The 25,427-nt window shown below is 35.0% G+C and carries 21 protein-coding genes; 10 read left to right on the top strand and 11 right to left on the bottom strand.

Annotation, left to right across the window (positions count from 1 at the left end; genetic code table 11):
* On the top strand, positions 1-497 hold a 497-nt coding region (locus tag ACP5P5_RS02955), incomplete at its 5' end, for a hypothetical protein (protein ID WP_428284623.1).
* A 22-nt stretch (positions 498-519) separates the two neighbouring features.
* Here ACP5P5_RS02955 and ACP5P5_RS02950 read toward each other — a convergent pair.
* Positions 520-1,614: a serine hydrolase domain-containing protein gene (locus ACP5P5_RS02950; RefSeq protein WP_428284622.1), complete on the bottom strand. Its 1,095-nt coding sequence runs from the start codon at positions 1,612-1,614 to the stop codon at positions 520-522.
* A gap of 297 nt (positions 1,615-1,911) precedes the next feature.
* Between ACP5P5_RS02950 and ACP5P5_RS02945 the strand changes: the two genes are divergently transcribed.
* Positions 1,912-3,999: a DUF5916 domain-containing protein gene (locus ACP5P5_RS02945; RefSeq protein WP_428284621.1), complete on the top strand. Its 2,088-nt coding sequence runs from the start codon at positions 1,912-1,914 to the stop codon at positions 3,997-3,999.
* A 14-nt stretch (positions 4,000-4,013) separates the two neighbouring features.
* Here ACP5P5_RS02945 and ACP5P5_RS02940 read toward each other — a convergent pair whose 3' ends face one another.
* Entirely contained in the window at positions 4,014-4,685 is a 672-nt protein-coding gene (locus tag ACP5P5_RS02940; RefSeq protein ID WP_428284620.1) for an arylesterase, read from the bottom strand.
* 138 nt (positions 4,686-4,823) lie between these two features.
* Here ACP5P5_RS02940 and ACP5P5_RS02935 point away from each other — a divergent pair, with 138 nt between their 5' ends.
* Positions 4,824-5,525 carry an ABC transporter ATP-binding protein gene (locus tag ACP5P5_RS02935; RefSeq protein ID WP_428284619.1) on the top strand — a complete coding sequence of 234 codons (702 nt, stop codon included), beginning with the start codon at positions 4,824-4,826 and terminating at the stop codon, positions 5,523-5,525.
* A gap of 44 nt (positions 5,526-5,569) precedes the next feature.
* Positions 5,570-8,128: an ABC transporter permease gene (locus ACP5P5_RS02930; protein ID WP_428284618.1), complete on the top strand. Its 2,559-nt coding sequence runs from the start codon at positions 5,570-5,572 to the stop codon at positions 8,126-8,128.
* Between the two features lie 34 nt (positions 8,129-8,162).
* Here ACP5P5_RS02930 and ACP5P5_RS02925 read toward each other — a convergent pair whose 3' ends face one another.
* Entirely contained in the window at positions 8,163-8,861 is a 699-nt protein-coding gene (locus ACP5P5_RS02925; protein ID WP_428284617.1) for a type 1 glutamine amidotransferase, read from the bottom strand.
* Positions 8,862-8,960: 99 nt separating this feature from the next.
* On the opposite strand from ACP5P5_RS02925, the gene ruvB reads away from it, so the two are divergent.
* Positions 8,961-9,995: a Holliday junction branch migration DNA helicase RuvB gene (gene ruvB, locus ACP5P5_RS02920; protein ID WP_428284616.1), complete on the top strand. Its 1,035-nt coding sequence runs from the start codon at positions 8,961-8,963 to the stop codon at positions 9,993-9,995.
* Between the two features lie 101 nt (positions 9,996-10,096).
* Here the strand turns inward: ruvB and ACP5P5_RS02915 are convergent, their stop codons facing one another.
* Complete coding sequence (locus tag ACP5P5_RS02915) at positions 10,097-10,795, bottom strand: response regulator transcription factor (RefSeq protein ID WP_428284615.1); 699 nt, start codon at positions 10,793-10,795, stop codon at positions 10,097-10,099.
* A 194-nt stretch (positions 10,796-10,989) separates the two neighbouring features.
* Between ACP5P5_RS02915 and ACP5P5_RS02910 the strand changes: the two genes are divergently transcribed.
* Positions 10,990-11,361, top strand: a complete 372-nt coding sequence (locus tag ACP5P5_RS02910) for a co-chaperone GroES (protein ID WP_428284614.1) — start codon at positions 10,990-10,992, stop codon at positions 11,359-11,361.
* Positions 11,362-11,373: 12 nt separating this feature from the next.
* Here ACP5P5_RS02910 and ACP5P5_RS02905 read toward each other — a convergent pair whose 3' ends face one another.
* Positions 11,374-13,281, bottom strand: coding sequence for a RecQ family ATP-dependent DNA helicase (locus ACP5P5_RS02905; protein WP_428284613.1), 1,908 nt, complete (start codon positions 13,279-13,281; stop codon positions 11,374-11,376).
* Positions 13,282-13,405: 124 nt separating this feature from the next.
* Between ACP5P5_RS02905 and ACP5P5_RS02900 the strand changes: the two genes are divergently transcribed.
* The gene (locus ACP5P5_RS02900; protein ID WP_428284612.1) at positions 13,406-14,362 is read left to right on the top strand and encodes an MBL fold metallo-hydrolase; all 957 of its coding nucleotides are present in this window, start codon (positions 13,406-13,408) and stop codon (positions 14,360-14,362) included.
* Between the two features lie 9 nt (positions 14,363-14,371).
* Here ACP5P5_RS02900 and ACP5P5_RS02895 read toward each other — a convergent pair whose 3' ends face one another.
* Positions 14,372-16,495, bottom strand: coding sequence for a heavy metal translocating P-type ATPase (locus ACP5P5_RS02895; RefSeq protein ID WP_428284611.1), 2,124 nt, complete (start codon positions 16,493-16,495; stop codon positions 14,372-14,374).
* Positions 16,496-16,556: 61 nt separating this feature from the next.
* On the opposite strand from ACP5P5_RS02895, the gene tsaE reads away from it, so the two are divergent.
* Together tsaE and ACP5P5_RS02885 are read left to right on the top strand one after the other, a co-directional pair.
* A complete protein-coding gene (gene tsaE, locus ACP5P5_RS02890) occupies positions 16,557-16,991 on the top strand; it encodes a tRNA (adenosine(37)-N6)-threonylcarbamoyltransferase complex ATPase subunit type 1 TsaE (protein WP_428284610.1) in 435 nt (144 codons plus the stop codon).
* 57 nt (positions 16,992-17,048) lie between these two features.
* Complete coding sequence (locus tag ACP5P5_RS02885; protein WP_428284609.1) at positions 17,049-18,263, top strand: alanine dehydrogenase; 1,215 nt, start codon at positions 17,049-17,051, stop codon at positions 18,261-18,263.
* An 8-nt stretch (positions 18,264-18,271) separates the two neighbouring features.
* Here the strand turns inward: ACP5P5_RS02885 and ACP5P5_RS02880 are convergent, their stop codons facing one another.
* The 5 genes from ACP5P5_RS02880 to ACP5P5_RS02860 form a co-directional block, all read right to left on the bottom strand.
* Positions 18,272-18,892: an ABC transporter ATP-binding protein gene (locus ACP5P5_RS02880; protein WP_428284608.1), complete on the bottom strand. Its 621-nt coding sequence runs from the start codon at positions 18,890-18,892 to the stop codon at positions 18,272-18,274.
* Positions 18,893-18,921: 29 nt separating this feature from the next.
* On the bottom strand, positions 18,922-19,758 hold the full coding sequence (gene lpxA, locus ACP5P5_RS02875) for an acyl-ACP--UDP-N-acetylglucosamine O-acyltransferase (protein ID WP_428284607.1): 837 nt from the start codon (positions 19,756-19,758) through the stop codon (positions 18,922-18,924).
* A 77-nt stretch (positions 19,759-19,835) separates the two neighbouring features.
* Positions 19,836-21,242, bottom strand: a complete 1,407-nt coding sequence (locus ACP5P5_RS02870; protein WP_428284606.1) for a bifunctional UDP-3-O-[3-hydroxymyristoyl] N-acetylglucosamine deacetylase/3-hydroxyacyl-ACP dehydratase — start codon at positions 21,240-21,242, stop codon at positions 19,836-19,838.
* A 112-nt stretch (positions 21,243-21,354) separates the two neighbouring features.
* Complete coding sequence (gene lpxD / locus ACP5P5_RS02865; protein ID WP_428284605.1) at positions 21,355-22,407, bottom strand: UDP-3-O-(3-hydroxymyristoyl)glucosamine N-acyltransferase; 1,053 nt, start codon at positions 22,405-22,407, stop codon at positions 21,355-21,357.
* Positions 22,408-22,437: 30 nt separating this feature from the next.
* Positions 22,438-23,649: an HD domain-containing protein gene (locus tag ACP5P5_RS02860; protein WP_428284604.1), complete on the bottom strand. Its 1,212-nt coding sequence runs from the start codon at positions 23,647-23,649 to the stop codon at positions 22,438-22,440.
* A gap of 140 nt (positions 23,650-23,789) precedes the next feature.
* Between ACP5P5_RS02860 and ACP5P5_RS02855 the strand changes: the two genes are divergently transcribed.
* Complete coding sequence (locus ACP5P5_RS02855; protein WP_428284603.1) at positions 23,790-25,346, top strand: response regulator; 1,557 nt, start codon at positions 23,790-23,792, stop codon at positions 25,344-25,346.
* Positions 25,347-25,427: the final 81 nt, after the last annotated feature.

Genomic DNA, 25,427 nt, shown 5'->3' with positions numbered 1-25,427 from the left:
TTGTATTGAATTGGTATGTAGATGGAATGTTTAGTTTTGCATCACAACCTGATTATTTCATAGGCACTGAGTTGAGTCATGATTTTTATTTGTTACAAAATAAAATTAATATTAGCCCAACGGTGCAATTAAATGCGGGTACACAAAATTATTATAATGCCTACTATACAACTCGTAGGTACAGCAGTAAAAGGGATACAAACAGTTCGGGTAATGGACAAGGTGGAAGTGGAAATGGGCAAGGTTCAGGTTCAGGAAATAGTTCTCCCATTCCTACCTCTATTACGGTGCAAAGTGCTTCAGCCTTTCAATTGTTGAATGTAGGAGTTTCCATGCCTATTATATACGATTTGCCCCATTTTACTATTTCCCTAAATCCACAAATTGCTTTTCCTCTAAATCCTTCATCAATTACTTTAGATGGAGTAACAACAAAAGAAAATTTGAATAATTATTTTTATTGGTCTATTTCAGTATACTATCGTTTTTTCAAATAATGAATTCAACTCTTTGTTCATTTTACAAATGCATAATTACTTTCAATTTTCCCCATAATTCATTATCAAAATTTGTAACAGAAAGTTGAGAACTATCGGCAGCATTGCCCATTCTTATTACCACTAGTTTTTGGGAAGGTACTACGTATATTTTTTGATCATTTTTACCTAATGCTGCATACATATCAGCCGGTGCATTGGGTATAAGTGCTTGTTGAAATACCGTTTGTAGTTTAGGTACCATGCAACTACTTTTTCCATTTAGCCAAGTTAAATAACCATAACTTAAGTTTAAATTTTGTGAGGTATTTACTTGCTGTTGGAAATAAATTGAATCGTTTAAAATCGGCAATGTTCCCCATTTGCCCTTATTCAACAGCAATAATCCAAATCTTGCCATACTTCGTGCATTGCTGTAATATACATTGTTTGAATTAGGAATTTTTACCCATGTTCCTGTCATGCCGATTTGGTTACGAATTTTTTGTTGAAAATAATTATTGAATGACATACCCGATGCATTTGCAATTACCTGATCTAAAAGTGTATATGCACCCGTATGATAAGCCCATCGTGTACCTGCATCAGCCTTATAAATCAAGCACGATGGAAGTGTACAATCATTATCGGATACCCCATCATCTAAGCCCGTGGTCATCGTTAGTTGATGTCGGATGGTTATTTTATTTTCTTTATCTGGAGGTGCTGATGTCCATCCTGTACCCAAGTATTTCGAGGAAACATCATTAATATTCAATAACCCTTCTTGTTGTGCAATGCCTACCAAAAAAGCCGTCATGGTTTTACCCGCAGAAGCCCAATACCAAATGCTGTCTGCAGTAAAATTATCAAAGTATTGTTCAAACGCAATTTTCCCATTTTTTAAAATAATGAATGCTTTTGTGTTTTTACTTTTTAAATAGGGCATTAATCCACTTAAAGCTTGTGCATCCCATCCTAAATTGGTAACAGGAACAGTTTCCCATGCAGTGGTATTTTGTGGAGGGAAATATAAGGTATCTGCTATGCCGGCCGGATTTGCTGTTGTCGTTTTTTTATTGCAAGAATAGAATACCATTAAAGCAACTAAACTTACAAAAGTTAATTTTATTTTCATATACTGCAGAATTGGCATGTTTCGACTGTAATGTACTTAATAAGTTTAAACTATGATAATAAATACGTCATTTGTATTAGCAAGCTAAATGGTTTAAATAGTTAATAATTGTAATTGACCGATATCAAATAACGTTCTATTTTCTCTTTATATCCACCATTTTTTAAGTGTAGAACATAACTTCGGTACTGCGCCATTGCTACTGCTATGATGAAATATTGTTTCTTTATAATATTATTTATTATTTTCATAAATTATTCTTCTGCACAAAAAAAGAATGCATCTTTTCAATATGTAATGCATAAAATACATACCCCTATTAAAATTGATGGTAAAATGGATGAAGCTGTTTGGCAAATAGCACCGGTAGCCAATCATTTTTTTATGGTGTTACCTATGGATACCAGTTTGGCAAAAGTTAAAACTGAGGTTCGTATGTTATACGATAACCTTAAAATTTATATGCTGGCCATTTGCTATAATACAACAAAAAGCGACATGATGGTTGAGTCATTACACCGCGATTTTAATTTTGTAAAAAATGACAATTTTATTTTCTTTTTAGACCCATTTGATGATCAAACCAATGGTTTTAGTTTTGGGGCCAATGCAGCAGGTGCTGAATGGGATGGTGCCATGTATGAAGGTGGAAAAGTAGATTTAAATTGGGATAACAAATGGGTATCCGTTGTAAAAAATTATGATAACTATTGGGTTTTTGAAGCCGCCATTCCTTTTAAAAGTATTCGATACAAAAACGGCATTAAAGAGTGGGGCGTTAATTTTAGCAGAAATGATTTAAAAACAGCCGAAAAGTCCAGTTGGACACCCATTCCCCGACAATTTCCAACTGCAGCATTGGCTTACACAGGAACATTAGTTTTGGATTCAGCCCCACCATTGTATAAGAAAAACATTTCTTTGATTCCTTATTTATTAACCAATTGGCAAAAAGACTATACTAATAACACTAACGGCAGTCTTAACCAGCGAGTTGGTTTGGATGCTAAAATATCTGTAACTCCAGCATTGAATTTGGATCTAACCCTTCATCCTGATTTTTCGCAGGTTGAAGTAGATCAGCAAGTAACCAATTTAAGTAGGTTTGAATTGTTCTATCCTGAAAAACGACAATTCTTTTTAGAGAATAATGATTTGTTTGGTGATTTTGGCATTACGAATATTCAGCCATTTTTCTCCAGAAGAATTGGCTTAGATGCACCCATTAATGCCGGTGTTCGATTAAGTGGAAAACTGAATAAAGATTGGCGTATCGGAGCCATGGATATGGAAACACAACAAATGACCAGTAGTTACTTGCCTAACCAAAATTTTTCAGTTTTAGCTTTACAACGACGCGTATTTCAGCGTTCCAGTATTGGATTCATTTATGTTGATAAAACAGCGCTTGATTATCACCCCGGAAAAGATAGTACTAAACCAATTTATTCTTCTTTCAATCGAAATTTAGGCTTGCAATATAATTTGGCTTCACCTAATAATGTTTGGACCGGGAAAATGTTATTATTAAAATCCTTTAGTCCTGATATATCAGGAAAGGACTGGGCTCAGGCAGCTAACATTAACTATAACAGTCGTAAGTGGAATATTATTGGCGCTTATGAATATGTCGGGAAAAATTATTCAGCTGAAACTGGCTACGTGCCACGATCGAATTATATACGTTTTAATCCTCAGATTATTCGATATTTTTTTCCTAATGGCGGACCCATTTTAAGCCATGGGCCACAATTAAATTTTTCGTATTACTTTAATACGCAGTTGCAGAAAACAGATTATGAAAATACATTTCTTTATTTAATTACCTTTCGAAATAAATTTAGTGTTGATTTTTATGCAGCTCATGATTATGTGCAACTTTTACAACCCTTTGATCCCACTAATACCGGTAAAGACTCTTTGATTACAGGCTCTGTACATCAATGGAGTACCGTTGGATTTGATATAAACTCACAACCTCAACAATTGTTTACTTATTCATGCTCATTTCGCTATGGAGGCTATTATGCAAATGGCAAACATTTGGCTATTAATTCAACCATTGGTTATCGGTTTCAGCCCTTTGTAAACATTAATATGAATTTCAGCTATAACTATTTGCAGCTGCCTACCCCATGGGGTAATACACCTTTTTATTTGGTAGGCCCACGTATAGATTTAACTTTTACTAAGAATTTTTACTTTACCACTTACGTTCAATACAATAATCAATTAAACAATTTGAATATCAACAGCAGATTGCAATGGCGCTATAAACCTGCATCAGACTTGTTTTTGGTATATACCGATAATTATTTTCCTGCTCCATTTATGGTTAAGAACCGAGAATTGGTGTTGAAGTTTAATTACTGGTGGAATCTTTAATAATTTGATTTTTTTTATAGTAATGGATGAATGATTTTCCAAACATTGTCTGCCACAATTTTTGCCCCTGCTGCATTAGGATGAATGCCATCCGGTTGATTTAAATTAGGATTACCACCCACCCCTTCTAATAAGAAGGGTATGAGCATAACATTATTTTTTTGTGCAAGGTTGGGATAAATTGTTGCAAAACCTTTTGTGTACTTTATGCCTAAGTTGGGGGGTAATTGCATGCCGGCCAAAACAATATTTGCAGAAGGATATTTTGCTTTTACCTTATCAATCATAGCCTGCAAATTTTGTTCCGTAACCTCAAGTGGTATACCTCTTAAACCATCATTGCCACCTAACTCTAATACAAATATGTTAAGTGGTTTTTGAAGTATCCAATCTATTCTAGCTAATCCGGCTGTAGTAGTTTCACCACTAACTCCTGCATTAACAATTTGCCAGTTTAAATGTAAACTATCTATCTTTTGTTGAATAATAGCCGGGAATGCTTGCTCAGGGTCTAAACCATACCCTGCAGTTAAGCTATTTCCAAAAAATACAATTGTTTTACTTGAATCTTTTATGGATTGAATACTGTTTGTATTTATTTCATTTTGGTGAGATTTTGTTGAATTATTGCAAGCTACGGTAAACAGTATAACACACATTGTTATATAAAAGCCCATTATTTTCATAAAGTTGCTATTTGTAAGGTTACTGATGAAAAGATACACTTGAAATGATTTAATTTTATATTGATGCCTTATTATTTACTTACAATTTCAGATAACATTCGGTTCGTGCAACATTCATAAGCAATTTAAACAAAAATTATGGGAGATATATTGCAACTTCAACAGGTAAATAAAATATATACCAGTGGTGGAAAAGAACTATCTGTTCTGGAAAATATTAATTTCTCGGTAGAAGCCGGAACAACATTAGCTATTGTGGGTCCATCGGGTAGTGGTAAAACAACGTTATTGGGTTTGTGTGCAGGGTTAGATAAACCTACCAATGGGAAAATATGGTTAAATGGCCAATCAATAGAACAATCAAGTGAAGATGGATTGGCTGCTATTCGAAATAAATATGTTGGATTTATTTTTCAGAACTTTCAATTAATGCCTACACTTACCGCTTTAGAAAATGTGATGGTTCCACTTGAGTTGAGAGGTGAGAAGCATGCCAAAACTAACGCAATGGAGTTGTTAGAAAAAGTAGGACTGGCAAACAGGCATCATCACTATCCTGCACAATTAAGTGGTGGTGAGCAGCAACGCATTGCTATTGCTCGAGCTTTTGCCAATAAACCCGCATTATTATTTGCGGATGAGCCAACGGGTAATTTAGATGCTGAAACCAGTGAAATAATAGTGCATTTAATTTTTGATTTGAACAGAGCAGCCGGTACTACATTGGTTTTGGTAACACATGATGTTGAATTAGCCGCAAAAACACAACGTATTATTCGTTTGAAAGGCGGTAAAATTGAACAAGATTCTATGGCAGTGTCATTGAATAATCATGCTTAGTAAAGCTTTTATTCGAAATACAATTACGCAATATATTTTTTTGAATGGAAACAAGTTTCAAAAATAAAGTATCAGTAGGATGGTTGTTTAAGATGGCTTGGCGAGATAGCAGACGTAGCCGAAGCAGGCTTTTTTTATTTGTCCTATCTGTTATTACCGGAATTGCCGCATTGGTTGCTATTTACTCTTTAAGCAATAATTTGAACACTGCCATAAATACGCAAGCTGCTGAACTGTTAGGCGCAGATATTAGAATAACTACCAATCAACCTCCAAACAAAGCTGTACAGCATATCATTGATTCATTAAATAATGAAAGCCAACACGCCGAACAACGCAGTTTTGCATCGATGGTTGTATTTAGAAAAAATGGTGGAAGCCGGCTTGTGCAGGTAAAGGCTTTACAAGGCAATTATCCTTTTTATGGTTCGTTAGAAACTGATCCTTTATATGCAGCAAAAAGTTTTCGTGGCCAACAGTCGGCTTTGGTTGATGCAACTTTAATGCTGCAATACAATGCTAATGTTGGCGATACCATTCAAGTTGGTAATTTAAACTTTGTAATTGCCGGCAAACTATTGAATGCTCCCGGGCAAACAGGCTTTGTTACAACTATTGCACCGGTAGTTTACATTCCACTTTCCTATTTATCAGAAACCGGATTATTACAGAAAGGCAGTCGCGCTAGTTACCAATATTATTTTAATCCTATTCAAAAGCAAACTATTGATGAGTGGGTAAAAAAATATCGTGATTTTTTTCAAAAGAATGACGCTAATATTGATTCAGTAGCAACACAAAAAGAAAGTACCAGCCGATATTTTGCCGATTTAACTCGTTTTTTATCATTAGTGGGTTTTATTGCATTGATATTAGGTTGTATGGGCGTTGCAAGCGCTGTAAATGTATATATTAAAGAAAAAGTAAACAGTATTGCAGTGTTAAGATGCTTAGGTGTTACATCTTATCAGGCATTTGCCATTTATTTTATTCAAATTATGATGACAGCTTTGTTAGGTGCAATATTAGGTGGATTATTAGGTATTGGAATACAACAGTTTTTACCAGTCGTTTTAAAAAATTTTCTACCTGTAAATGTTTCAACTGCGGTGTCTTGGAAAGCAGTAGGACAGGGTATTGTAATAGGTTTAATAATGGCCATTCTTTTCACCTTTTTACCGCTTATGGCTATTAGAAAAATTAGTCCTTTATTGGCTGTGCGTATGGATTTTGAAGCAAAGACTAAACAAAGTGGTTCAGTAAATTCAATTATTTATGTTCTAATTGCTTTGTTTATATGGGCATTTGCGCATATGCAAATGAAAAGTACTGTACAAGCTGTACAGTTTACTATTGGGATTGGTGTTGCTTTGTTGTTATTGAGTTGGGTTGCCCAATTATTACGTTTTGTTGTGCGCCGATTTTTCCCAACCAATAGTAGTTATGTTGTTCGGCAAGCACTTGCTAATTTGTATAGACCTAACAATCAAACTACTTTATTAATGATAAGTATTGGGTTGGGAACTGCTTTCATTAGTATTTTAATGTTATTGCAAACCGTGTTGTTGCATCGAATGCAAATAACTGCTGCAACCAACCAGCCAAATATGGTTCTTTTTGATATTCAGCAAGGTCAAAAATCAGGCATTGATAGTTTGGCTAAGAAAGTAAATGTACCTTATAATAATTGGGTGCCGATTGTAAATGTGCGGATTTCGACATTAAATAGTTTAAGTGCTAATCGTGCGTTAAGTGATACTAATCAACAAGTTCCCAAATGGTTATTCAGAAGAGAATATCGGGTAACTTATCGTGACACACTCACCAATACAGAAAAAATTGAAAGTGGCAAATGGGAAGGTACATATAACGGCACTGGGTTGCCGCATATTTCAATGGAAGGTAATTATGCCAAAAGAAATGGTGTGAAGCTTGGTGATACCCTAACTTTTAATGTACAGGGTTTATTGGTGCCCACTATTGTTGGTAGTTTTAGAAAAGTTGATTGGGGAAATTTACAAACTAATTTTTTAGTGGTGTTTCCCAAAAATGTATTGGAAAGTGCACCGCAATTTTGGGTGTTACTTACACACATTCAAAACAAACATCAATCTGCTTTATTTCAGCAAAAAGTTTTGAATCAATTTCCCAATGTTTCAATAATCGATTTGGCCATGGTTTTGCAGATATTAGATAGTTTATTGCATAAAATTGCTTTTGTTATTCAGTTTATGGCAGGTTTAAGTATTTGTACGGGTATAATTGTATTTGTAGCCTCTGTTTATATAAGTAAATATCAGCGTATTCGTGAAGTGGTGTTATTAAGAACTTTAGGCGCATCGAGCAAACAAATTTTTTTCATAAATGCTTTTGAATATTTTTTCTTAGGATTTTTAGCTGCTTTAACAGGGATTATTTTAGGTGTAATTGCTGCGTGGTTACTTGCTGTTTATATTTTTGAAACCAATTTTACTATTCAATTTTTCCCGCTTGCTTTATTGGTACTTATTATTTGTTTTGTTACAGTTGCCATCGGTTTGCTGAATACAAGGGGTATTTTAAAGCAGTCGCCACTCGCTGTATTACGAAATGATGTATTATGAGTTTTAATAAAATTTTCTAAAATGAAATTTTGGGCTATTGCTCTGCCGATATTAAAAATCTATTCATTAATTCTTGTAAAAATGGGAACTGATCAGGAAGGAATTTTTCAGTTTGCTTAATAATTAAATGCTCACTTTGAACATAGCTGGTATTGGTTAATTCGTGTTTGCCATGTTGTAACATTTGTAAAAGCAAATGCATTTCAATTTCCGGATGAAATTGTAGTGCCAATACGTGATTATCGTATATAAAACCCTGCTGTGAGCAAGCATTAGAATAGAATAGTTGTTGAGCCATATGCGGTAGGTCGAAAGTATCGCCATGCCAATGGAAAGCATGGAAATTGGGTGTCAATAGGTTAGGAAGTGGATGGTTTGTTGAAGCATAAATTGGCCACCAACCAATTTCTTGTTCAACATGTGCAAAAACCCCCGCACCTAAAACACTGGCAATTAGTTGAGCGCCTAAACAAATACCTAAAACCCATTTTTTTTCGCTAATAGCTTCTTCAATACAATTTTTTTCAGCCGTCATCCATTTAAATTTCTTTTCTTGATGCACACCCATAGGCCCGCCCATAATTATCAATAAATCGTATGAGTCAGCAGCAGGAAAAAGTTCATCATTAAAAACACGTGTAATGTGTATTTGATATTCCTTCTTCTTTACCCATTGCAAAAGGGTTCCGGGGTTTTCAAATGGAACATGTTGTATAAAATGTACCCGCATCATTTTGTTGCTATTGTTTTTGTAGTTTTACCAAAATATAGCACTGCACTGACTAAATGGGAAAGCAGTTAATGTTGCTAAAATTATTACATTGAGTACACAATGGCAAATCCTAATTTAAATAGTAATAAAGAACAAATGAACTTGGCTGATAAAGAATTTGAGAATACGATTCGGCCAAAGGAATTAGACGATTTTTCCGGTCAGCCACAATTGGTTGAAAACCTGATTATTTTTATTAAAGCTGCAAAAATTCGAGGAGAAGCACTTGATCATATTTTGTTTCATGGCCCACCCGGTTTAGGGAAAACAACTTTAAGCAGAATTATTGCCAACGAATTAGGGGTAAATATTAAAGAAACCAGTGGTCCTGTAATTGAAAAACCGGGTGACTTGGCAGGGTTGCTTACCAATTTAGAGCCCAATGATGTTTTATTTATTGATGAAATCCATCGCTTAAGTACGGTTGTAGAAGAATATTTGTATGCTGCTATGGAGGATTTTAGGATTGATATCATGATTGATAGCGGGCCCAATGCCAGAAGTATTCAACTTAACATTAATCCTTTTACATTAGTGGGGGCAACAACACGAAGTGGCTTACTTACAGCCCCGCTTTTATCGAGGTTTGGAATCAAGTCTCGCTTGGAATATTATCCTGCAACTACGCTTCAAAAAATTATTAAACGAAGTGCCATAATTTTAAATGTGCCCATTACTGAAGAAGCAGCATTTGAAATTGCCCGAAGAAGCAGGGGAACGCCGCGTATTGCCAATGGTTTATTGCGTCGTGTTCGCGATTTTGCACAAGTATTGAATGATGGTAAAATTGATATAGGGATTACACAACATGCTTTAAAAGCTTTGAATGTGGATGAGTTTGGCTTAGATGAAATGGATAATCGCATTTTGCTTACCATTATTGAAAAATTTAAAGGAGGGCCTGTTGGTATTACTACCATTGCTACCGCAGTAGGTGAAGAAGCAGGAACTATTGAAGAAGTATATGAACCTTTTTTAATTCAAGAAGGTTTCTTACAGCGCACCCCAAGGGGTAGGGAAGTTACTGCCAAGGCTTACCAACATTTGGGTAAACATGGGCCTAAAGGAAAACAACCCGATTTATTTAATGAATAAAAATCTTTAATAAAAACACACTTTTAGCGTACTTACTACATAAAAAAATGAGGCTGCAATTTGAAACAGCCTCATTTTTTATTTCAAAGCTTTTATTTAATTTATGGAGCAACTAATCGGAAACCGTTGCCGTGAATATTTACTATTTCAATATTGGTATCGTCTTTCAAATATTTACGCAATTTGGCAATATAAACATCCATACTTCTTCCATTGAAATAGGTATCACTGCCCCAAATTTTTTTCAATGCTCTTTCGCGGGGTAGAAGATCATTTTTATGTTCGGCCAACATTTTTAATAACTCATTTTCTTTAGGGGAAAGTGTGTGAGTTTGACCATTGTGTGAAAGCTCTCTTAATTTAGGATTGAAATGGTAAGCACCTAAATCAAATTCCACGTTATCATTTATACGATTTTCCTCTTCGTTGCGCTTTAATATGGCTTTAATTTTCAGTAAAAGTACTTCACTGTCAAATGGCTTGGTAATATAATCATCTGCTCCTAATCGATAACCCTGCACAACATCTTCTTTCATGGTTTTTGCGCTTAAAAAGAACAAAGGAATATCCGGATCAACGTCTCTAATTTCTTCCGCCAAAGTAAAACCATCTACATTTGGCATCATAACATCTAATAAACAAATATCAAATTTCTCTCGCTGAAAGGCGGCTAAACCCAATCTACCATCTCTCTCCAATACTACATCATAATCATTCAGCTCTAAATAATTTTTTAATACCATTCCTAAGTTGGTATCGTCTTCACAAAGCAAAATTTTGTATTTCTTTTTTTCTTCCATAGCCGTGCTTGTTTTTATGTTTATCAAATAAACTTCATATTAGTAATAATTCATGCTAAGAGAGGCGCAATCTTTTGTTAAAAAACGTTTATTTTCCTTTAAAGATATTACTAATTTTGCGTTTTTAAAATAACATTTTTCAAATCAACCCAACTGTTACCATTTTTGCTTGTTAAGATTAGAAAACTGTGCCTATGATGATTACACAGGATAATAAATTAAAGAAACTGATTATTATTGGCGACAGGGTTTTAATTAAACCTTCCAAGCCCAATGAGCAAACTACAAGTGGACTTTATTTACCCCCGGGTGTTCAGGAAAAGGAAAAAGTTCAACAAGGTTACATCATTAAAACAGGACCCGGATATGCTATTCCTCTTCCGGTTGAAAATGAACCTTGGAAAACGGAGGAAGAACAAGTGAAATATATTCCTTTGCAAGCTAAAGAAGGTGATCTTGCTTTGTTTTTACTAAGTGGGGCAACTGAATTACTGTATGAAGGGGAGAAATACTTTATTGTTCCTCAAAATGCTATCTTAATGTTAGAAAGGGAGGAAGATTTGTAAAAAAACAATTTTTTAAACCTTGTAAATCTGTTGATGATTATTCATGTGAATTTTTTTTGCTTCAATTAATTGTTGAATCACCTCATGTACTGCTGTTTGCTCTTCACTTGTAAAAAGTTGAATTATGTTGCTTAATTCAATTCCATTTGCAGGAATTGAATTTAAAATTACTGTCTGAATTTTTTTGTATTCATTTGCAGTGAAAATTTTTTTTTTATTTTTTAAACAATTGTCGCAAATGCCACAATGTTGCGTTTGTTTGTCTGAAAAATAGCTGCCAATTAACCGGCTGCGACACTCTGTGGTATTGGTTGTATAATCTAACATGGCACCAATACGTTCTTCATAATTTTGTTTTCGGGCAAAATATTGTTCAAAATTTAAGGTTAAACTAGCTGCAGGTGCCCGATTCAATAACCAATAAATTTGTGGTGTTTCTTTTTGAGGTTTATAAGAAATTATTTTTAGCTGATTTAATTTTTCTAATTGTTCGCGGGCACTATCATAACTTATTTTTGCATTTTTGGCAATTTGTCTTTCATAAATAGTAACATAGTTATTCAAAATTCCTTGATAGGTTCTTAATAAAGTTTGAGTAATGGCTTCAAAGGCAGGTAGGTTCTTTTGAAATTCAAATAACACATCTTTATCTACTAAAAACATTATTTGCGAGGGTGCAAATACCGCCTCTGTGAACGACAAATGACCTTCTTGCTCTAATACTTTTAGCACATTCATTACAGTTACTGCATCTAACTTAAAATGTTGTAAAAACTTTTCTACATTAAATTCATAATAATTACCTTGGCCAACACCTACGGGTAATTGTAAATAATCTGCAATGGCTTGATATACCGTTTGAATAGTATTAATGGAAGGAAATTTTTTTTCGGGCAGTAGTTGTAATTGGTCCAAGTCGCCTGGCTGATATAATAATACTGCATTACCCCCATTGTTGTCGCGACCAACTCGTCCTGCTTCCTGGTAATAATTTTCTATACAATCGGGAATGTTGTAATGGATTACATTGCGAACATCTGTTTTATTAATGCCCATGCCAAAGGCATTGGTGCAAACCATTATGCGTATTTTATTTTGAATCCAAGCCTGTTGCTTGTTTTGTCGTTCCTCTTTTGTTAAGCCTGCATGATAAAAATCGGTATTTAGTCCTTGTAATTGCAATAGATGAGCCACTTCGCGACATTGTTTCCGCGTACTGCAATAAACCAAACTACTACCATCATTTTGTTTAAGCATATCAACGGTAGTATTTATTTTACTGTTTGTAGGTATAACTGAATAACTTAAACCTTTACGATAAAACGATTGACTAAAAATAGCTGGATTTTTTAGTCGCAGTTGTTCAATAATGTCATCTCGTACAATACTTGTTGCTGATGCAGTGAGGGCAATAAACGGTACCGCATTGATGTATTTTTTAATTTCAACTATATTTAAATAAGAAGGCCTAAAATCATAACCCCATTGTGAAATGCAATGTGCTTCATCTACTACAACCACCGATAATGGCATATCGGGTAAATAATCTAAAAACTGTGGACTTTGTAATCTTTCCGGCGAAACATATAAAAAAGAAAATTTACCTTCTATTGCTTTTTCTAATATTACTTTAATTTCAAAAGCGCTTAAGCTGCTTTCTATGGCAACGGCTGAAATGCCTATATTTTGTAAGTGCATTACTTGGTCCGTCATCAAAGCAATAAGCGGAGAAATAACCAATGCCATTCCTCCTTTTATAAGTGTTGGTACTTGAAAACAAATGGATTTTCCACCCCCGGTTGGCAACAAAGCCAAGGTGTCGTTACCTGCCAGCACCGATTCAATAATAGGTAGTTGCAATCCCCTGAAATCATCATAACCCCAATACTGTTTTAATATTTGTTTGGGTGATTGTTGCATGATTTCCAGTATTTAGTGAAACAGTAAATGTAGGTTGTAAAAAATTTGTATAAAAATAAATAAGAACCAATAATTTACAGCCTGATTTTTTCAATATGCTAATTAGCTAATAAAAAATATTTTTATGCAAAAATTACGGTATCGCCTTGTTGTATTGTTTTTTTTATTGAGTTGTTACAACTTAATAGCTCAAAGTACGGTATTCAAAGTAATACCTTTGGGAGTAGAAGGCGGTTTAAATGAAAGCAACCTTTCGGCTTATTTATTAGGCGTAAAAGGGCAACCCGGCTATATTGCTTTAGATGCAGGTACTATATATTCCGGTATTGAAAAAGCTATTCAAACAAAAGTTTTACAAAATACCAGTGTATCAGCGGTTTTGCAAGATTCAATTAAAGGTTACTGTATTAGTCATGCACATTTAGACCATGTTGCCGGTTTAATTATTAATTCACCTAACGACAGAAAAAAAAATATTTATGCAATGCCTTATTGCTTACAAGTTTTAGAGAATAATTACTTTACTTGGCAAAGCTGGGCCAATTTTGGAGATGCCGGTTCTCCACCTTTATTAAATAAATACCATTATGTAAGTTTACAGGCGCAACAAGAAGTAGCTTTAGCAGGAACTAATATGTTTGTAACTCCCTTTGTTTTAAGCCATGGAAGCAACTATCAAAGCACGGCTTTTCTGGTTCGTTATTCCAATAATTATGTGTTGTATTTAGGTGATACCGGTGCCGATAACATTGAGCATAGTTCACATTTGAAAGAATTATGGCAATCTGTTGCTCCTTTGGTAAAAAAGCAACAATTAAAAGCCATTTTTATTGAAGTTTCATATTCCAATAAACAACCTGAAACGCAGTTGTTTGGGCATCTTACTCCTAAATTATTATTGCAGGAAATGCAAGTGCTACATGGTTTTACGGGTAATGATGCATTGAAAAAAGTAAAAATTATTGTTACACACATTAAGCCGGAAAAAAATGTAGCAACAATCATTCAAAAGGAATTAATGCAAAACAATATGCAATTGCAATTTCAATTGGCACAACAAGCGAAACCCATCTACTTTTAGAAAAAAAGATTAAACCACTTTTTTATAGTGTAAGCGAATGCTATTTATAGCCAAAACCACATCACTTAAACCCATGGCTAATGCACCTAAAGCCGGGTTTAGGTAACCAAATGCTGCAATTGGAATGGCTATAATGTTATAGAAAAATGCCCAAAATAAATTTTCACGAATGGTTTTATAAGTATGTTTTCCCAACCCTAATGCTAAAGGCAAATGTGTAAGTCCATGATTCATTAAAACAACCTGCGCACTTTGCATGGCTATATGCGATGCATCACTTAGTGAAATGCCTACCGTAGCTTTTGCTAAAGCAGGTGCATCGTTAATGCCATCGCCAACCATTGCAGTAGGAGCTTTGGCTGAAAGTTGGGCAATGGTTTGTAATTTTTGTTCAGGAGTTTGTTCAGCATAAAAGCCATCAATACCGGCTTGTGCGGCCACTCGCTGACATTTGATTCTTGAGTCGCCACTTAATAAAATGGTTTGAATGTTGTTTTTATGTAATTGCTTTATTACATCAATTGCTTCAGGACGCAATGTGTCATCCACATTCAGCCAACCAATTAATTCATTGTTTTTTGTAATATAAACATTATGTGTATTGTCATCAGTTAAATGGCTTACTGCTTTATAGGATACAGCCATATATTCATTCCCTTCTTTGTCAATGGCTCGCATTCCTAAACCTTTAATTTCTTCAATAGAAGCAAATTGTATGGGTTTCTCTGCTTTCCATTCTTTTACAATGGCTTTGGCAATAGGGTGAGCTGCATATTTTTCCAACGATACAACGATGCTTTGAAAGGTAACGGTATCAATGGTAGTTACATAATCAGTAATTGAAAAATGTCCGGTAGTAAGGGTTCCTGTTTTATCGAATACAACTTGCTGAATATTTCTGAAAACCTCAAGGCTACGGGCATTTTTAAATAGAATTCCTTTTCTTGCTGCTCGTCCCAATCCAACAGCAATAGCTGCAGGTGTAGCTAAACCCATGGCACAAGGACATGAAATAACCAATACTGCAATGCCGCGTAATAAACTGCTACCAAAACCAATGGAAGTAAATAAATAGTTGCCTATCACAGTTAGTATAGCAAGGCTAACTACAGTAGGAACAAATATGGCACTAATTCTATCCGCTAATTGTTGAATGGGCGGTTTTTCTGCCTGTGCTTCTTTTACTAATTGTAAGATATTACTTAGCACTGTATCTTTTCCAACTGCTGTTACTTGTGCTTTTACACTGCCGCTTTCCAAAGTACTTCCGCCAATTAATAAATCTTTTTGCGATTTATACACCGGTATTGATTCGCCGGTAAGCATGGCTTCGTTTACTTTTGCTTCACCCCATAAAATTTTACAATCCATCGGAACCGGTTCACCGCTCTTAATTAAAATCAAATCGCCTACTCTTAAAGTTTCACTTTCTACTTCAAAAATTTGTTCTTGGTGTTGATCATCAAAAGCAATCATATGAGCTTTTGTTTTTTGGCTCACTGCAAGGTTATTAATGGTTTTTTGTGTGCTTTTTACGGATTTATCTTCAAGCCAATTGCCTAAAAAAACCAGGGTAATAATGGCTGCAGTAGTTTCAAAAAACATATAATCAGCAGCTTTGCTAATCATCATTCCATAAATACTGTAAATAAAAGCAGAAGTGGCTCCCAGTGTAATTAACACATTCATGTTAGGAATGCCCCCTTTTAAACTTTTAAAGGCGCTTTTACCAAAAAAACGCATTCCAACCCAATACACCGGAATGGTAAGGGCTAATTGTACATATGGGTTCATTAAAAAATGAATATGTACAAACATGTGTAACATTAAAGGAATGGTAAAAATGGCACTGAATATAAACCGCTGTCCGTTGTTGTGAAAATTGAGTTTTTTTAAAAAATTTTTAGGGGGAGAAACAGGTTCAATATTATCGTTTTTTATATGGTATCCTAAGTTTTCAATGCCTTTTATTAAAATGGTTTTTTGGGAGGTATCCTTTAAATCGAAGTTTACTTCGCCCCCTATAAAATTAACTTTTACATTGTCCATTCCTTTTTCTTCTAAGTATTTATGAATGGTTAGGGCACAATTGGTACAACTCATTCCTTCTACTTTCCACGATACATTTTCCATACTGTAAAATTACTTTATTTTAGGAGTTCGGTAGATACTTAAGCAGGAATATCTTTGTGTTATGGATGTTACCTACCAATTACATGAATTAACACACATTGTTCCTCTTTTAGCAAAAGAAGGCGAAAGCAATTTAACTTGGTTGTTTAAGGGGGAAATGGGGGCAGGAAAAACAACTTTAATAAATGCTTTGGCACAATATTTTGGTGTGATAGATCCGGTTAGCAGTCCCACTTATACATTGGTAAATGAATATGAAGCAGCCAATGGTAAACTAATTTACCATATGGATTGGTATAGAATTAAAGATGAAGATGAAGCCATTAATGCGGGAATTGATGAGTTGGTGCAGGATGCTTTGTGTTGGATTGAATGGCCAGAAAAAGCACTTGGTATTTTACCTGAAACCGCTTTTGTTATTGAAATTTTAGTAATTGATGCACAAACGCGGCGATTGATTACCAAAATAATTACAAAACCTTATCTTGACATTTAATTGTAAGAATTATTGTATTTTTATAACTCTTATTTATCTTTTTTTTAAAGTAAAATTATGTCTTCAAAACGGCCCATTATTACCACTTCTTTTAGCTATGAAACATTAGAGGAAACATTAGACATAAAGCCGCAAGGACTTCCACTTGAAATTGGGTTGCCTAAAGAAACTGCATTTCAGGAAAATCGAATTTCTCTTACACCCGAAGCAGTTAGGGTAATGGTAATGAATGGCCATAAAGTTATTGTTGAACATAAAGCAGGTGAGGGCAGTAATTATACCGATGCCGATTATGTAAATGCAGGGGCAAACATTGTTTACAACCATGAAGCGGTTTTTAAAGCACCACTACTTTTAAAAAGCGCACCGGTTGTACTTGAAGATTTGCCTTTATTGCAAATGCATCAAACCATTATTTCACCTATCCATCATTCAGCATTAAAAGTTGAAATTTTAGAAAAAATGATGGAAAAAAAAATTACGGCATTAAGTTTTGAAAATTTAAAAGACGAACACGGCAGCTATCCTATTGTTCGAAGCATGAGTGAAATTGCCGGAGGTGCTTTAATGTTAATTGCCGGTCAATATTTAAGTAGTTTTAATAAAGGCAAAGGGGTTTTATTAGGAGGTGTGAGTGGCATACCACCAACTAAAGTAATTATAATTGGTGCCGGCACTGTAGGTGAGGTGGCTACCCGTAATGCTATGGCATTGGGTGCAAGTGTAAAAGTATTTGATAATAATGTCTATAGACTAAAGCAACTTCAAAATAATTTGGGGCATAGAGTATGGACAAGCGTTTTAGAACCGGGTATTTTATCAAAGCAATTAAAAACCTGCGAAGTGGCAATTGGAGCTTTAAGTAGCGACTATGGCCGTGCTCCGGTAGTGGTAACAGAGGAAATGGTAGCTTCTATGAGGCCGGGGAGTATTGTAATTGATGTGGCTATTGATAGAGGAGGTTGTTTTGAAACCAGTGAATTAACTACACACGAAAAACCGGTATTTTTAAAACATAACGTTATACATTACTGTGTACCTAATATTCCTAGTGGATTTGCTCGAACTGCCAGCCAGGCTATTAGCAATGTATTGATGCCGCTTTTGCTGGAAATTAGTGATGAAGGGGGAATGGAAGAAATGGTTTGGCACAGTATTAACTTGCGTGAAGGTATTTACTTGTTTAAAGGTGCTTTAACTGATTTTTATTTGAGTCAGAAATTCAATTTAAAATATAGCGATTTGAATTTATTAATAGCCAGCCGAAGATAATGGATGGCTCATTTAAAGTCGGTAAGTTTAATTACTTCTTTGCAAAAATCTATTTCTGCTGCATCATTACTGCTTACAATAATTGTTCTGTTGGCGGCATATTTTTCAATTAAGCGATGATAAAGGGCATATCCCTCTGCATCTAAATTGGTGCAAGGCTCATCAAGTAGTAATACCGGCACATCTGAAAAAAAAGCTTGTGCTAATTTTACCCTTTGTAGCATACCGCTGCTGTAATAGCGAATTTGTTTGTTAGCTGCTGAAGATAAGCCTACTTCTTCTAACATAGCTGCAATGGAAATATTGGGTAATAAGGGTTTAAAGCGGACATGAAATTGTAAAAATTCCGTTGCGGTCATTTCTTCAATTACATCTAAGTAAGGTGCTACAATGGCTAAATATTGGTGAACGGCATCTTCGTTGAGGGGTTTATTGCTTTCCTGATTCCAAAAGCACTTTCCTTCATTCACCCGAATAGACATTGCAATGGCTTGCAGCAAAGTGCTTTTGCCGCTGCCATTAGGCCCAGTTATAGCATAGGCTTTTGCTGGCGAAAATGTAAAACTTACGTTTCTAAAAATCCAGTCACGATTAAATTTTTTGCCTGCCTTTTGTAATTCAATGGTCATTGGGTAAAACATTGCCGAAAAGTAAACAATTAATCTTCATCGGGAATGCCTGAAGCATATTTTTTTATAATGCCGCGACCACTTTCTCTAATAAAAGTTACAATTTCATCGCGCTCATCGCTGGCAGGTAACTCTTCTTCAATGTATGCCAGTGCTTGAGAAGTATTAAATCCTTTATTGAAAATAATGCGGTAGATATCAATAATATGATTGATTTTTTCTAATTCAAATCCTCTTCTTTTCAAACCTACACTATTTACCCCGCCATAGCTTAGTGGGTTACGAACGGCTTTAATATAAGGGGGTACATCTTTACTAACCAAACTACCACCCGCAATGTAGGCATGCTGTCCAATATTTACAAATTGGTGCACGGCACTTACACCGGCAATCCAAGCCCAATCGCCCATTACAACGTGGCCGGCTACTTGAACACTATTACTTAAAATACAATTATTACCAATAATACAATCGTGGGCAATATGGCTGTAAGCCATTATTAAGCAATGGTTGCCAACAACAGTTTTCCATTTATCTGAAGTACCCCTATTGATGGTTACAAATTCTCGAATAGTGGTATGATCGCCAATTTCTACAGTGGTTTTTTCACCATTATATTTTAAATCTTGCGGAATAGCGCCAATTACAGCTCCCGGAAAAATTCTGCAATTTTTACCAATTTTGGTACCATCCATAATGGTAACATTACTACCTATCCAGGTACCTTCCCCAATTTGCACATCGCCATGAATAACGGTAAAGGGGTCAATTTTTACATTCGCAGCTATTTTAGCATTAGGATCTATGTAAGTATAGGGATGTGTCATCCGCTTTGTTTTAGGTATTTGTTCTATGGTTGCCAGCATGGCAACATAGACTTTAAAAAATGGGCCAACGTTTACTGGCCGTTGTAAAATATAAAATATTAAGGATAGTTTAAGGTTTAGTTACGTTTTACCAGTTGAGCAACCAGGTTTGCCTCCGTAGCCACTTTACCACCTACATACACCGTACCGCGCATTTCGCATATGCCTCTTCTAATGGGGCTTACAAACTCCATTTTTAAAATCATTGTATCGCCAGGTAAAACTTTCTGCTTAAACTTACAATTATCTATTTTCAAAAAATAGGTATCATAATCGCCTTCCGGCAATGAATTGATACATAATATACCCCCAGTTTGCGCCAAAGCTTCAATTTGTAAAACTCCAGGCATTACAGGGTTATTGGGGAAATGGCCCTGAAAAAACCACTCGTTAAAGGTTACATTCTTAATTCCAACAATATAGGTGTCGGTCAGTTCAATAATTTTATCAACTAGCAAGAATGGGAAACGATGCGGTAAAGTTTTTTCAATCCGCTGCAAATTAAAAATAGATGGTGTTGCAGGGTTATATACCGGAACATCTTTTACATGTTTGTTTTTCTTGATGTACTGTTTTATTTTTTTAGCAAAATCAACATTAGTACTGTGGCCAGGCCTGTTAGCAATAATCCTTGCTTTAATGGGGTAGCCGATTAAAGCCAAATCGCCCACTACATCTAATAGTTTGTGACGAGCAGGTTCATTGGGAAAGCGTAATTCTAAATTGTTTAAATAGCCTTCGCTTTTTACTTCAATTTTTTCACGTTTAAAAGTTTTTGCTAAGCGGTCTATTTCTGCATCAGTCAAAGGCTTATCAACTACTACAATAGCATTATTAATATCACCGCCTTTAATTAAGTTGTTTTCTAACAACATTTCCAGTTCGTGTAAAAAAACAAATGTGCGGCAGGGCGCAATTTCATTTTTAAAATCTTTTATGGATTTTAAGCCAGCATGTTGCGTACCTAATACAGGACTATTAAAATCAATTAAAGTGGTTATTTGGTAATCAATAGCAGGCATGGCTACCATTTCAACACGTTTCTTCTCATCGTACAAATAAATATTTTCATCAATGCTATACCAGGCTTTTGCCGCATCTTGTTCAATAATACCTGCTTCTTCAATAAAGTTAATGAATGGTGCAGAGCTGCCATCCATAATAGGGATTTCGGGGCCATTAATTTCAATGAGTACATTATCTATGCCCATTCCAACTAATGCAGCTAAAATATGTTCAACGGTACTTACTTTGGCATCGCCAACTTGCAGGGTAGTACCTCTGGATGTATCAGTTACTAAATCACAATCGGCTTTAATAATAGGTTGTCCGGGTAAATCGATACGTTGAAATTGAATACCAAAACCCGGATTTGCCGGTTTTAAATTCATTTCTACTAATATGCCGGTATGCAATCCCGTACCATTAATGGTTACATTTTTTCCGAGGGTATGTTGTTTATCCGGATTAAAATTTTGATCCATTCTTCATCATTTTTTTCTTTCAGCCACCAATACTTGTACGAATTTTAATTGGTTATGCCGTTTAATTTGTTGCAAAAATAAGTTGATTATGCTTGAAGTAGATAGCTTTTTGCTAGGAAGTAACTCTTTCGGCCAGTAATTGTTGTACCAGCTTTTCCAATTCCATTACCCTTTTTTCTAAAATGGGTAATTTTCTGGATGCAGCCTGGCTGCGAAGTGCTGCGGTATATTCAAAAGCAGGGGAGCCGGTAACAATGCTATTGGGTTGTTTAATGGATTTACTAACCCCACTCTGTGCATTTATTTTGCTGCCATCGGCAATGGTTAAGTGTCCAACTATACCTGCTTGGCCACCTACCATTACGTGATTACCAACTTTTGTACTTCCGCTAACGCCTGCTTGTGCTGCAATTACGGTATGCTGACCAATTTCTACGTTATGAGCAATTTGTATTAGGTTGTCTAATTTAGCCCCACTCCGTATAATGGTTGAACCAATTGTTGCCCGGTCAATAGTTGCATTGGAGCCAATTTCAACATTGTCTTCAATGATAACATTACCCATTTGGGGTACTTTTTTGTACGAACCATCATTTAGAGGTGCAAAACCAAAACCATCACCGCCAATTACAGTACCTGCATGTATGGTAACATTTTTACCAATTTGGCAGTTATTGTAAACTTTAACGCCGGCATGTAAAATGGTGTTATCATCAATTGTTACATTATCACCTATTACAACACCGGGAAATAATTTTACCTTATTGCCAATTTTAGCATGCTTGCCAATATATACAAATGCGGCTATATAAATATTATCACCCAATTGTGCGGTAGGAGCTATGTAAGAAGGTTGTTCAATACCTGTTAATTGTTCACTTACTAATTGTTGATATTTGGATAATAAAGCTGCAAAAGCAGCATAGGCATCTTCTACGCGTATTAATGTAGCATTTACGGGTTGTTTTAAAACCTGATTTTGGTTAATAATAACAATTGATGCCTGAGTTTGATAAAGAAAGTCTTCATATTTTAGGTTAGCCAAAAAAGATAATTGCCCCGCTTTGGCCTCTTCAATTTTGCCAAATGAGCTTACAGCTACAGTAGCATCTCCCTCTACTTGTCCATTAATTAGCAACGCTATTTGAGCAGCAGTAAATTGCATAATCGTGTTACTTTTTTGGGTACACCTAAACTAGGTTAATGTGCAAATGTAAAATTTTTTAATGGGCGAGGAAATAGTTTGATGGATTAATGGATTATCAATGGCTGAAATATCTCTTATTTCCCCATTTTTAAACAGAATTTTAATATTTTCATTGTTAGGTTTATACATGGTATTAACTGCTTCGCCGGTAAAAACAAAATGAACAGCTTCTCGTTCATCAATATTTAGCTGTTTTGCAGCTGCTTTTGTTTGAGTTTCTATGAATTCATTGCTAAACGGTTTACTATCTAACTTAATTTTAAGCAACTGTCGATTTAACAATTTATTACATAAAGTTTGTAACACAAAATCTGGATGTGATGCCCACTTTTTAATGGCAAAAGAAATATCAACATCATCTAATTTGCAAAACTGCTGCAAAACTTCTTCACTAATTTTTGAAGGTTGGTAATAAAGAAAAAAGTCTAACGTTCCTCCGGTTTTGCATTGGGTATCTCCAGTATCTATTAAATGGCGAGCCCTCTCTAAAATGTGTATCAACATTTTTTCGGCACTTAATACTGTTTTGTGTAAATAAACTTGCCAATACATTTGGCGACGTGCAATTAAAAATTTTTCAATACTATAGATTCCTTTTTCTTCTACCATTAATTCGCCATTGCAAACAGTAAGCATTTTAATAATCCTGTCGTAACCAATTACACCTTCACTTACTCCTGTAAAAAAACTATCGCGGGTTAAATAATCCATTCTGTCAACATCTAATTGGCTGCTAATGAGTTGGTGTAAAAAAGGTTTTGGGTATTTTCCTGTAAATATATCAATGGCCATTTGCAGTTTACCATCCAGTTCTTTGTTCATCATTTGCATTAAAGCAATACCAATAGTTTCATGATGTACCGAATTAATAATGTATTTTTCTAATGCATGTGAAAAAGGTCCGTGGCCAATGTCGTGCAATAAAATAGCTGCTTTTACTGCCACTTCTTCTTCTTCAGTAATAGGCACTTGTTTGGATTTTAATTCTGCAATTGCATTACACATTAAATGATATGCTCCTAAAGCATGATGTAAACGGGTATGCACTGCACCGGGATACACTAAGTAGGCTAATGCCATTTGATGAATTCGCCTGAGGCGTTGAAAATAGGGATGATTGATAATATCGAAAATAAGAGGATTATTTATGGTTATGAAGCCATATACCGGGTCGTTAATAATTTTTTGGGTTGTTTTCATGTTTGTTGCCGGTTTGTTAAAGCAGCCTGCAAATGTACTATTTGTAGCGGTATGCAATATATTTGAAGTATTTGCACGTTTATTGCTGTGTAAAGTTGAAAACCACTTACCAATAAAGAAAATTTAAAAGTTGAAAACCAATGGAACCTATTACCATATTATGGGCTGATGATGAAATAGAAAGTTTACAATCGCAAATTTTATTTTTAGAAAGTAAAGGCTATCAGGTAAAAAGTTTTGCCAGTGGTTTTGAAGCTTTACAATTTGTAGATGATAATGCAGTTGATGTAGTATTTTTAGATGAATCTATGCCTGGCATTACCGGTTTAGAAACACTAACAAAATTGAAAACAAGCCATCCCAATATTCCGGTGGTTTTAATTACAAAAAATGAAACTGAAAGTTTAATGGATGAAGCCATAGGCAGCCAAATAACCGATTATTTGTTAAAGCCGGTAAATCCCAATCAGGTGTTGCTTTGCTTAAAAAAAATTATCGATAACAAAAGATTGATTTCCGAAAAAACTACTACAGCCTACCAGCAGCAATTTCGCGAATTGTTTATGGCTTTTAATAATAATCCTGATTATAAGGATTGGGCTGAAATATATAAGAAATTAGTGTATTGGGAATTAGAAATGGAAAAAACCGATAGCGCTGAAATGCGCGAAATATTAGCCACACAAAAGCAGGAAGCCAATACGGAATTTTCAAAATTCGTTACAAAAAAATATGCAGAATGGGTAAAGCCGGCAGCTGCCGATACACCCATTATGAGTCACGATTTAATGCAATTTAAAGTGTTGCCGCATGTAGAAAAGGGTACACCGTTATTTTTTGTATTAATTGATAATTTGCGGTTTGATCAATGGAAAGCGATACAACCTTTATTTGCAGAAAATTTTCGCATTTTGGAAGATGAAACCTATTATTCCATCCTTCCAACCGCTACACAATATAGTCGCAATGCTATTTTTAGCGGATTACTTCCTGTTGATATTGAAAAAAAATTTCCCGACCAATGGAAGAATGATGATGAACAGGGAGGTAAAAATTTATATGAAGAAGTGTTTTTGAATGCCTTATTGCAACGATTAAAAAAAGATGATTTAAAAGTTAGCTACAACAAAATTCTAACCTATGCCGATGGGTTACAATTGGTCAACAATATTCATAATTTGTTGCAAAATGATTTGAATATCATTGTTTACAATTTTGTTGATATGCTTAGCCATGCCCGTACTGAAATGGAAGTGCTGAAAGAATTGGCTGCCGACGAAGCAAGTTACCGAAGCATTACACGCAGTTGGTTTGAACATAGTGCTTTAAACCAGGCACTAAAAAAAATTGCAGGAAAAAATATCAAACTCATTCTGTCTACCGACCATGGAAGTGTACGTGTAAAAACGCCTTGTAAAGTAATTGGCGATAAACAAACTACCACCAATTTACGCTATAAACATGGTAGAAATTTAGACTATAATCCGAAAGAAGTTTTGGCGTTTAAAGATCCACGCCAGGCCGGACTGCCCGTTCCTACCGTAAATTCTGCCTTTATTTTTGCTAAGGAAGATGAGTATTTGTGTTATCCAAACAATTATAATTATTACGCCAATTATTACAAAAATACTTTTCAGCATGGAGGCATAAGTTTAGAAGAAATGATTGTCCCCATTATTAAAATGGTTAGTAAGTAGTCAGTAAGCAATTTTTTTCCTTTTTTTATAAATCACTTTTCCCGATGCGGCAGTGCTTTGCAATAGCCGCAATACAATTTT

It is taken from the genome of Hydrotalea sp., from assembly GCF_049968455.1.
In the GTDB taxonomy this organism is placed as follows: Bacteria; Bacteroidota; Bacteroidia; order Chitinophagales; family Chitinophagaceae; genus Hydrotalea.
Note: the sequence above shows the minus strand (reverse complement) of the source record. Positions and strands in the feature narration are given on the sequence as shown.

Excerpts from the sequence above, each read along its gene's own strand:
- ruvB (WP_428284616.1), top strand. The coding sequence starts at position 8,961 with ATGGCAAATCCTAATTTAAATAGTAATAAAGAACAAATGAACTTGGCT.
- ACP5P5_RS02910 (WP_428284614.1), top strand. The coding sequence starts at position 10,990 with ATGATGATTACACAGGATAATAAATTAAAGAAACTGATTATTATTGGC.
- ACP5P5_RS02935 (WP_428284619.1), top strand. The coding sequence starts at position 4,824 with ATGGGAGATATATTGCAACTTCAACAGGTAAATAAAATATATACCAGT.
- ACP5P5_RS02880 (WP_428284608.1), bottom strand. The coding sequence starts at position 18,892 with ATGACCATTGAATTACAAAAGGCAGGCAAAAAATTTAATCGTGACTGG.
- ACP5P5_RS02915 (WP_428284615.1), bottom strand. The coding sequence starts at position 10,795 with ATGGAAGAAAAAAAGAAATACAAAATTTTGCTTTGTGAAGACGATACC.
- ACP5P5_RS02950 (WP_428284622.1), bottom strand. The coding sequence starts at position 1,614 with ATGAAAATAAAATTAACTTTTGTAAGTTTAGTTGCTTTAATGGTATTC.
- ACP5P5_RS02900 (WP_428284612.1), top strand. The coding sequence starts at position 13,406 with ATGCAAAAATTACGGTATCGCCTTGTTGTATTGTTTTTTTTATTGAGT.
- ACP5P5_RS02855 (WP_428284603.1), top strand. The coding sequence starts at position 23,790 with ATGGAACCTATTACCATATTATGGGCTGATGATGAAATAGAAAGTTTA.
- tsaE (WP_428284610.1), top strand. The coding sequence starts at position 16,557 with ATGGATGTTACCTACCAATTACATGAATTAACACACATTGTTCCTCTT.
- lpxD (WP_428284605.1), bottom strand. The coding sequence starts at position 22,407 with ATGCAATTTACTGCTGCTCAAATAGCGTTGCTAATTAATGGACAAGTA.
- ACP5P5_RS02945 (WP_428284621.1), top strand. The coding sequence starts at position 1,912 with ATGCATAAAATACATACCCCTATTAAAATTGATGGTAAAATGGATGAA.
- ACP5P5_RS02860 (WP_428284604.1), bottom strand. The coding sequence starts at position 23,649 with ATGAAAACAACCCAAAAAATTATTAACGACCCGGTATATGGCTTCATA.
- ACP5P5_RS02885 (WP_428284609.1), top strand. The coding sequence starts at position 17,049 with ATGTCTTCAAAACGGCCCATTATTACCACTTCTTTTAGCTATGAAACA.
- ACP5P5_RS02925 (WP_428284617.1), bottom strand. The coding sequence starts at position 8,861 with ATGATGCGGGTACATTTTATACAACATGTTCCATTTGAAAACCCCGGA.
- ACP5P5_RS02930 (WP_428284618.1), top strand. The coding sequence starts at position 5,570 with ATGGAAACAAGTTTCAAAAATAAAGTATCAGTAGGATGGTTGTTTAAG.
- ACP5P5_RS02895 (WP_428284611.1), bottom strand. The coding sequence starts at position 16,495 with ATGGAAAATGTATCGTGGAAAGTAGAAGGAATGAGTTGTACCAATTGT.
- ACP5P5_RS02940 (WP_428284620.1), bottom strand. The coding sequence starts at position 4,685 with ATGAAAATAATGGGCTTTTATATAACAATGTGTGTTATACTGTTTACC.
- lpxA (WP_428284607.1), bottom strand. The coding sequence starts at position 19,758 with ATGCTGGCAACCATAGAACAAATACCTAAAACAAAGCGGATGACACAT.
- ACP5P5_RS02905 (WP_428284613.1), bottom strand. The coding sequence starts at position 13,281 with ATGCAACAATCACCCAAACAAATATTAAAACAGTATTGGGGTTATGAT.
- ACP5P5_RS02870 (WP_428284606.1), bottom strand. The coding sequence starts at position 21,242 with ATGGATCAAAATTTTAATCCGGATAAACAACATACCCTCGGAAAAAAT.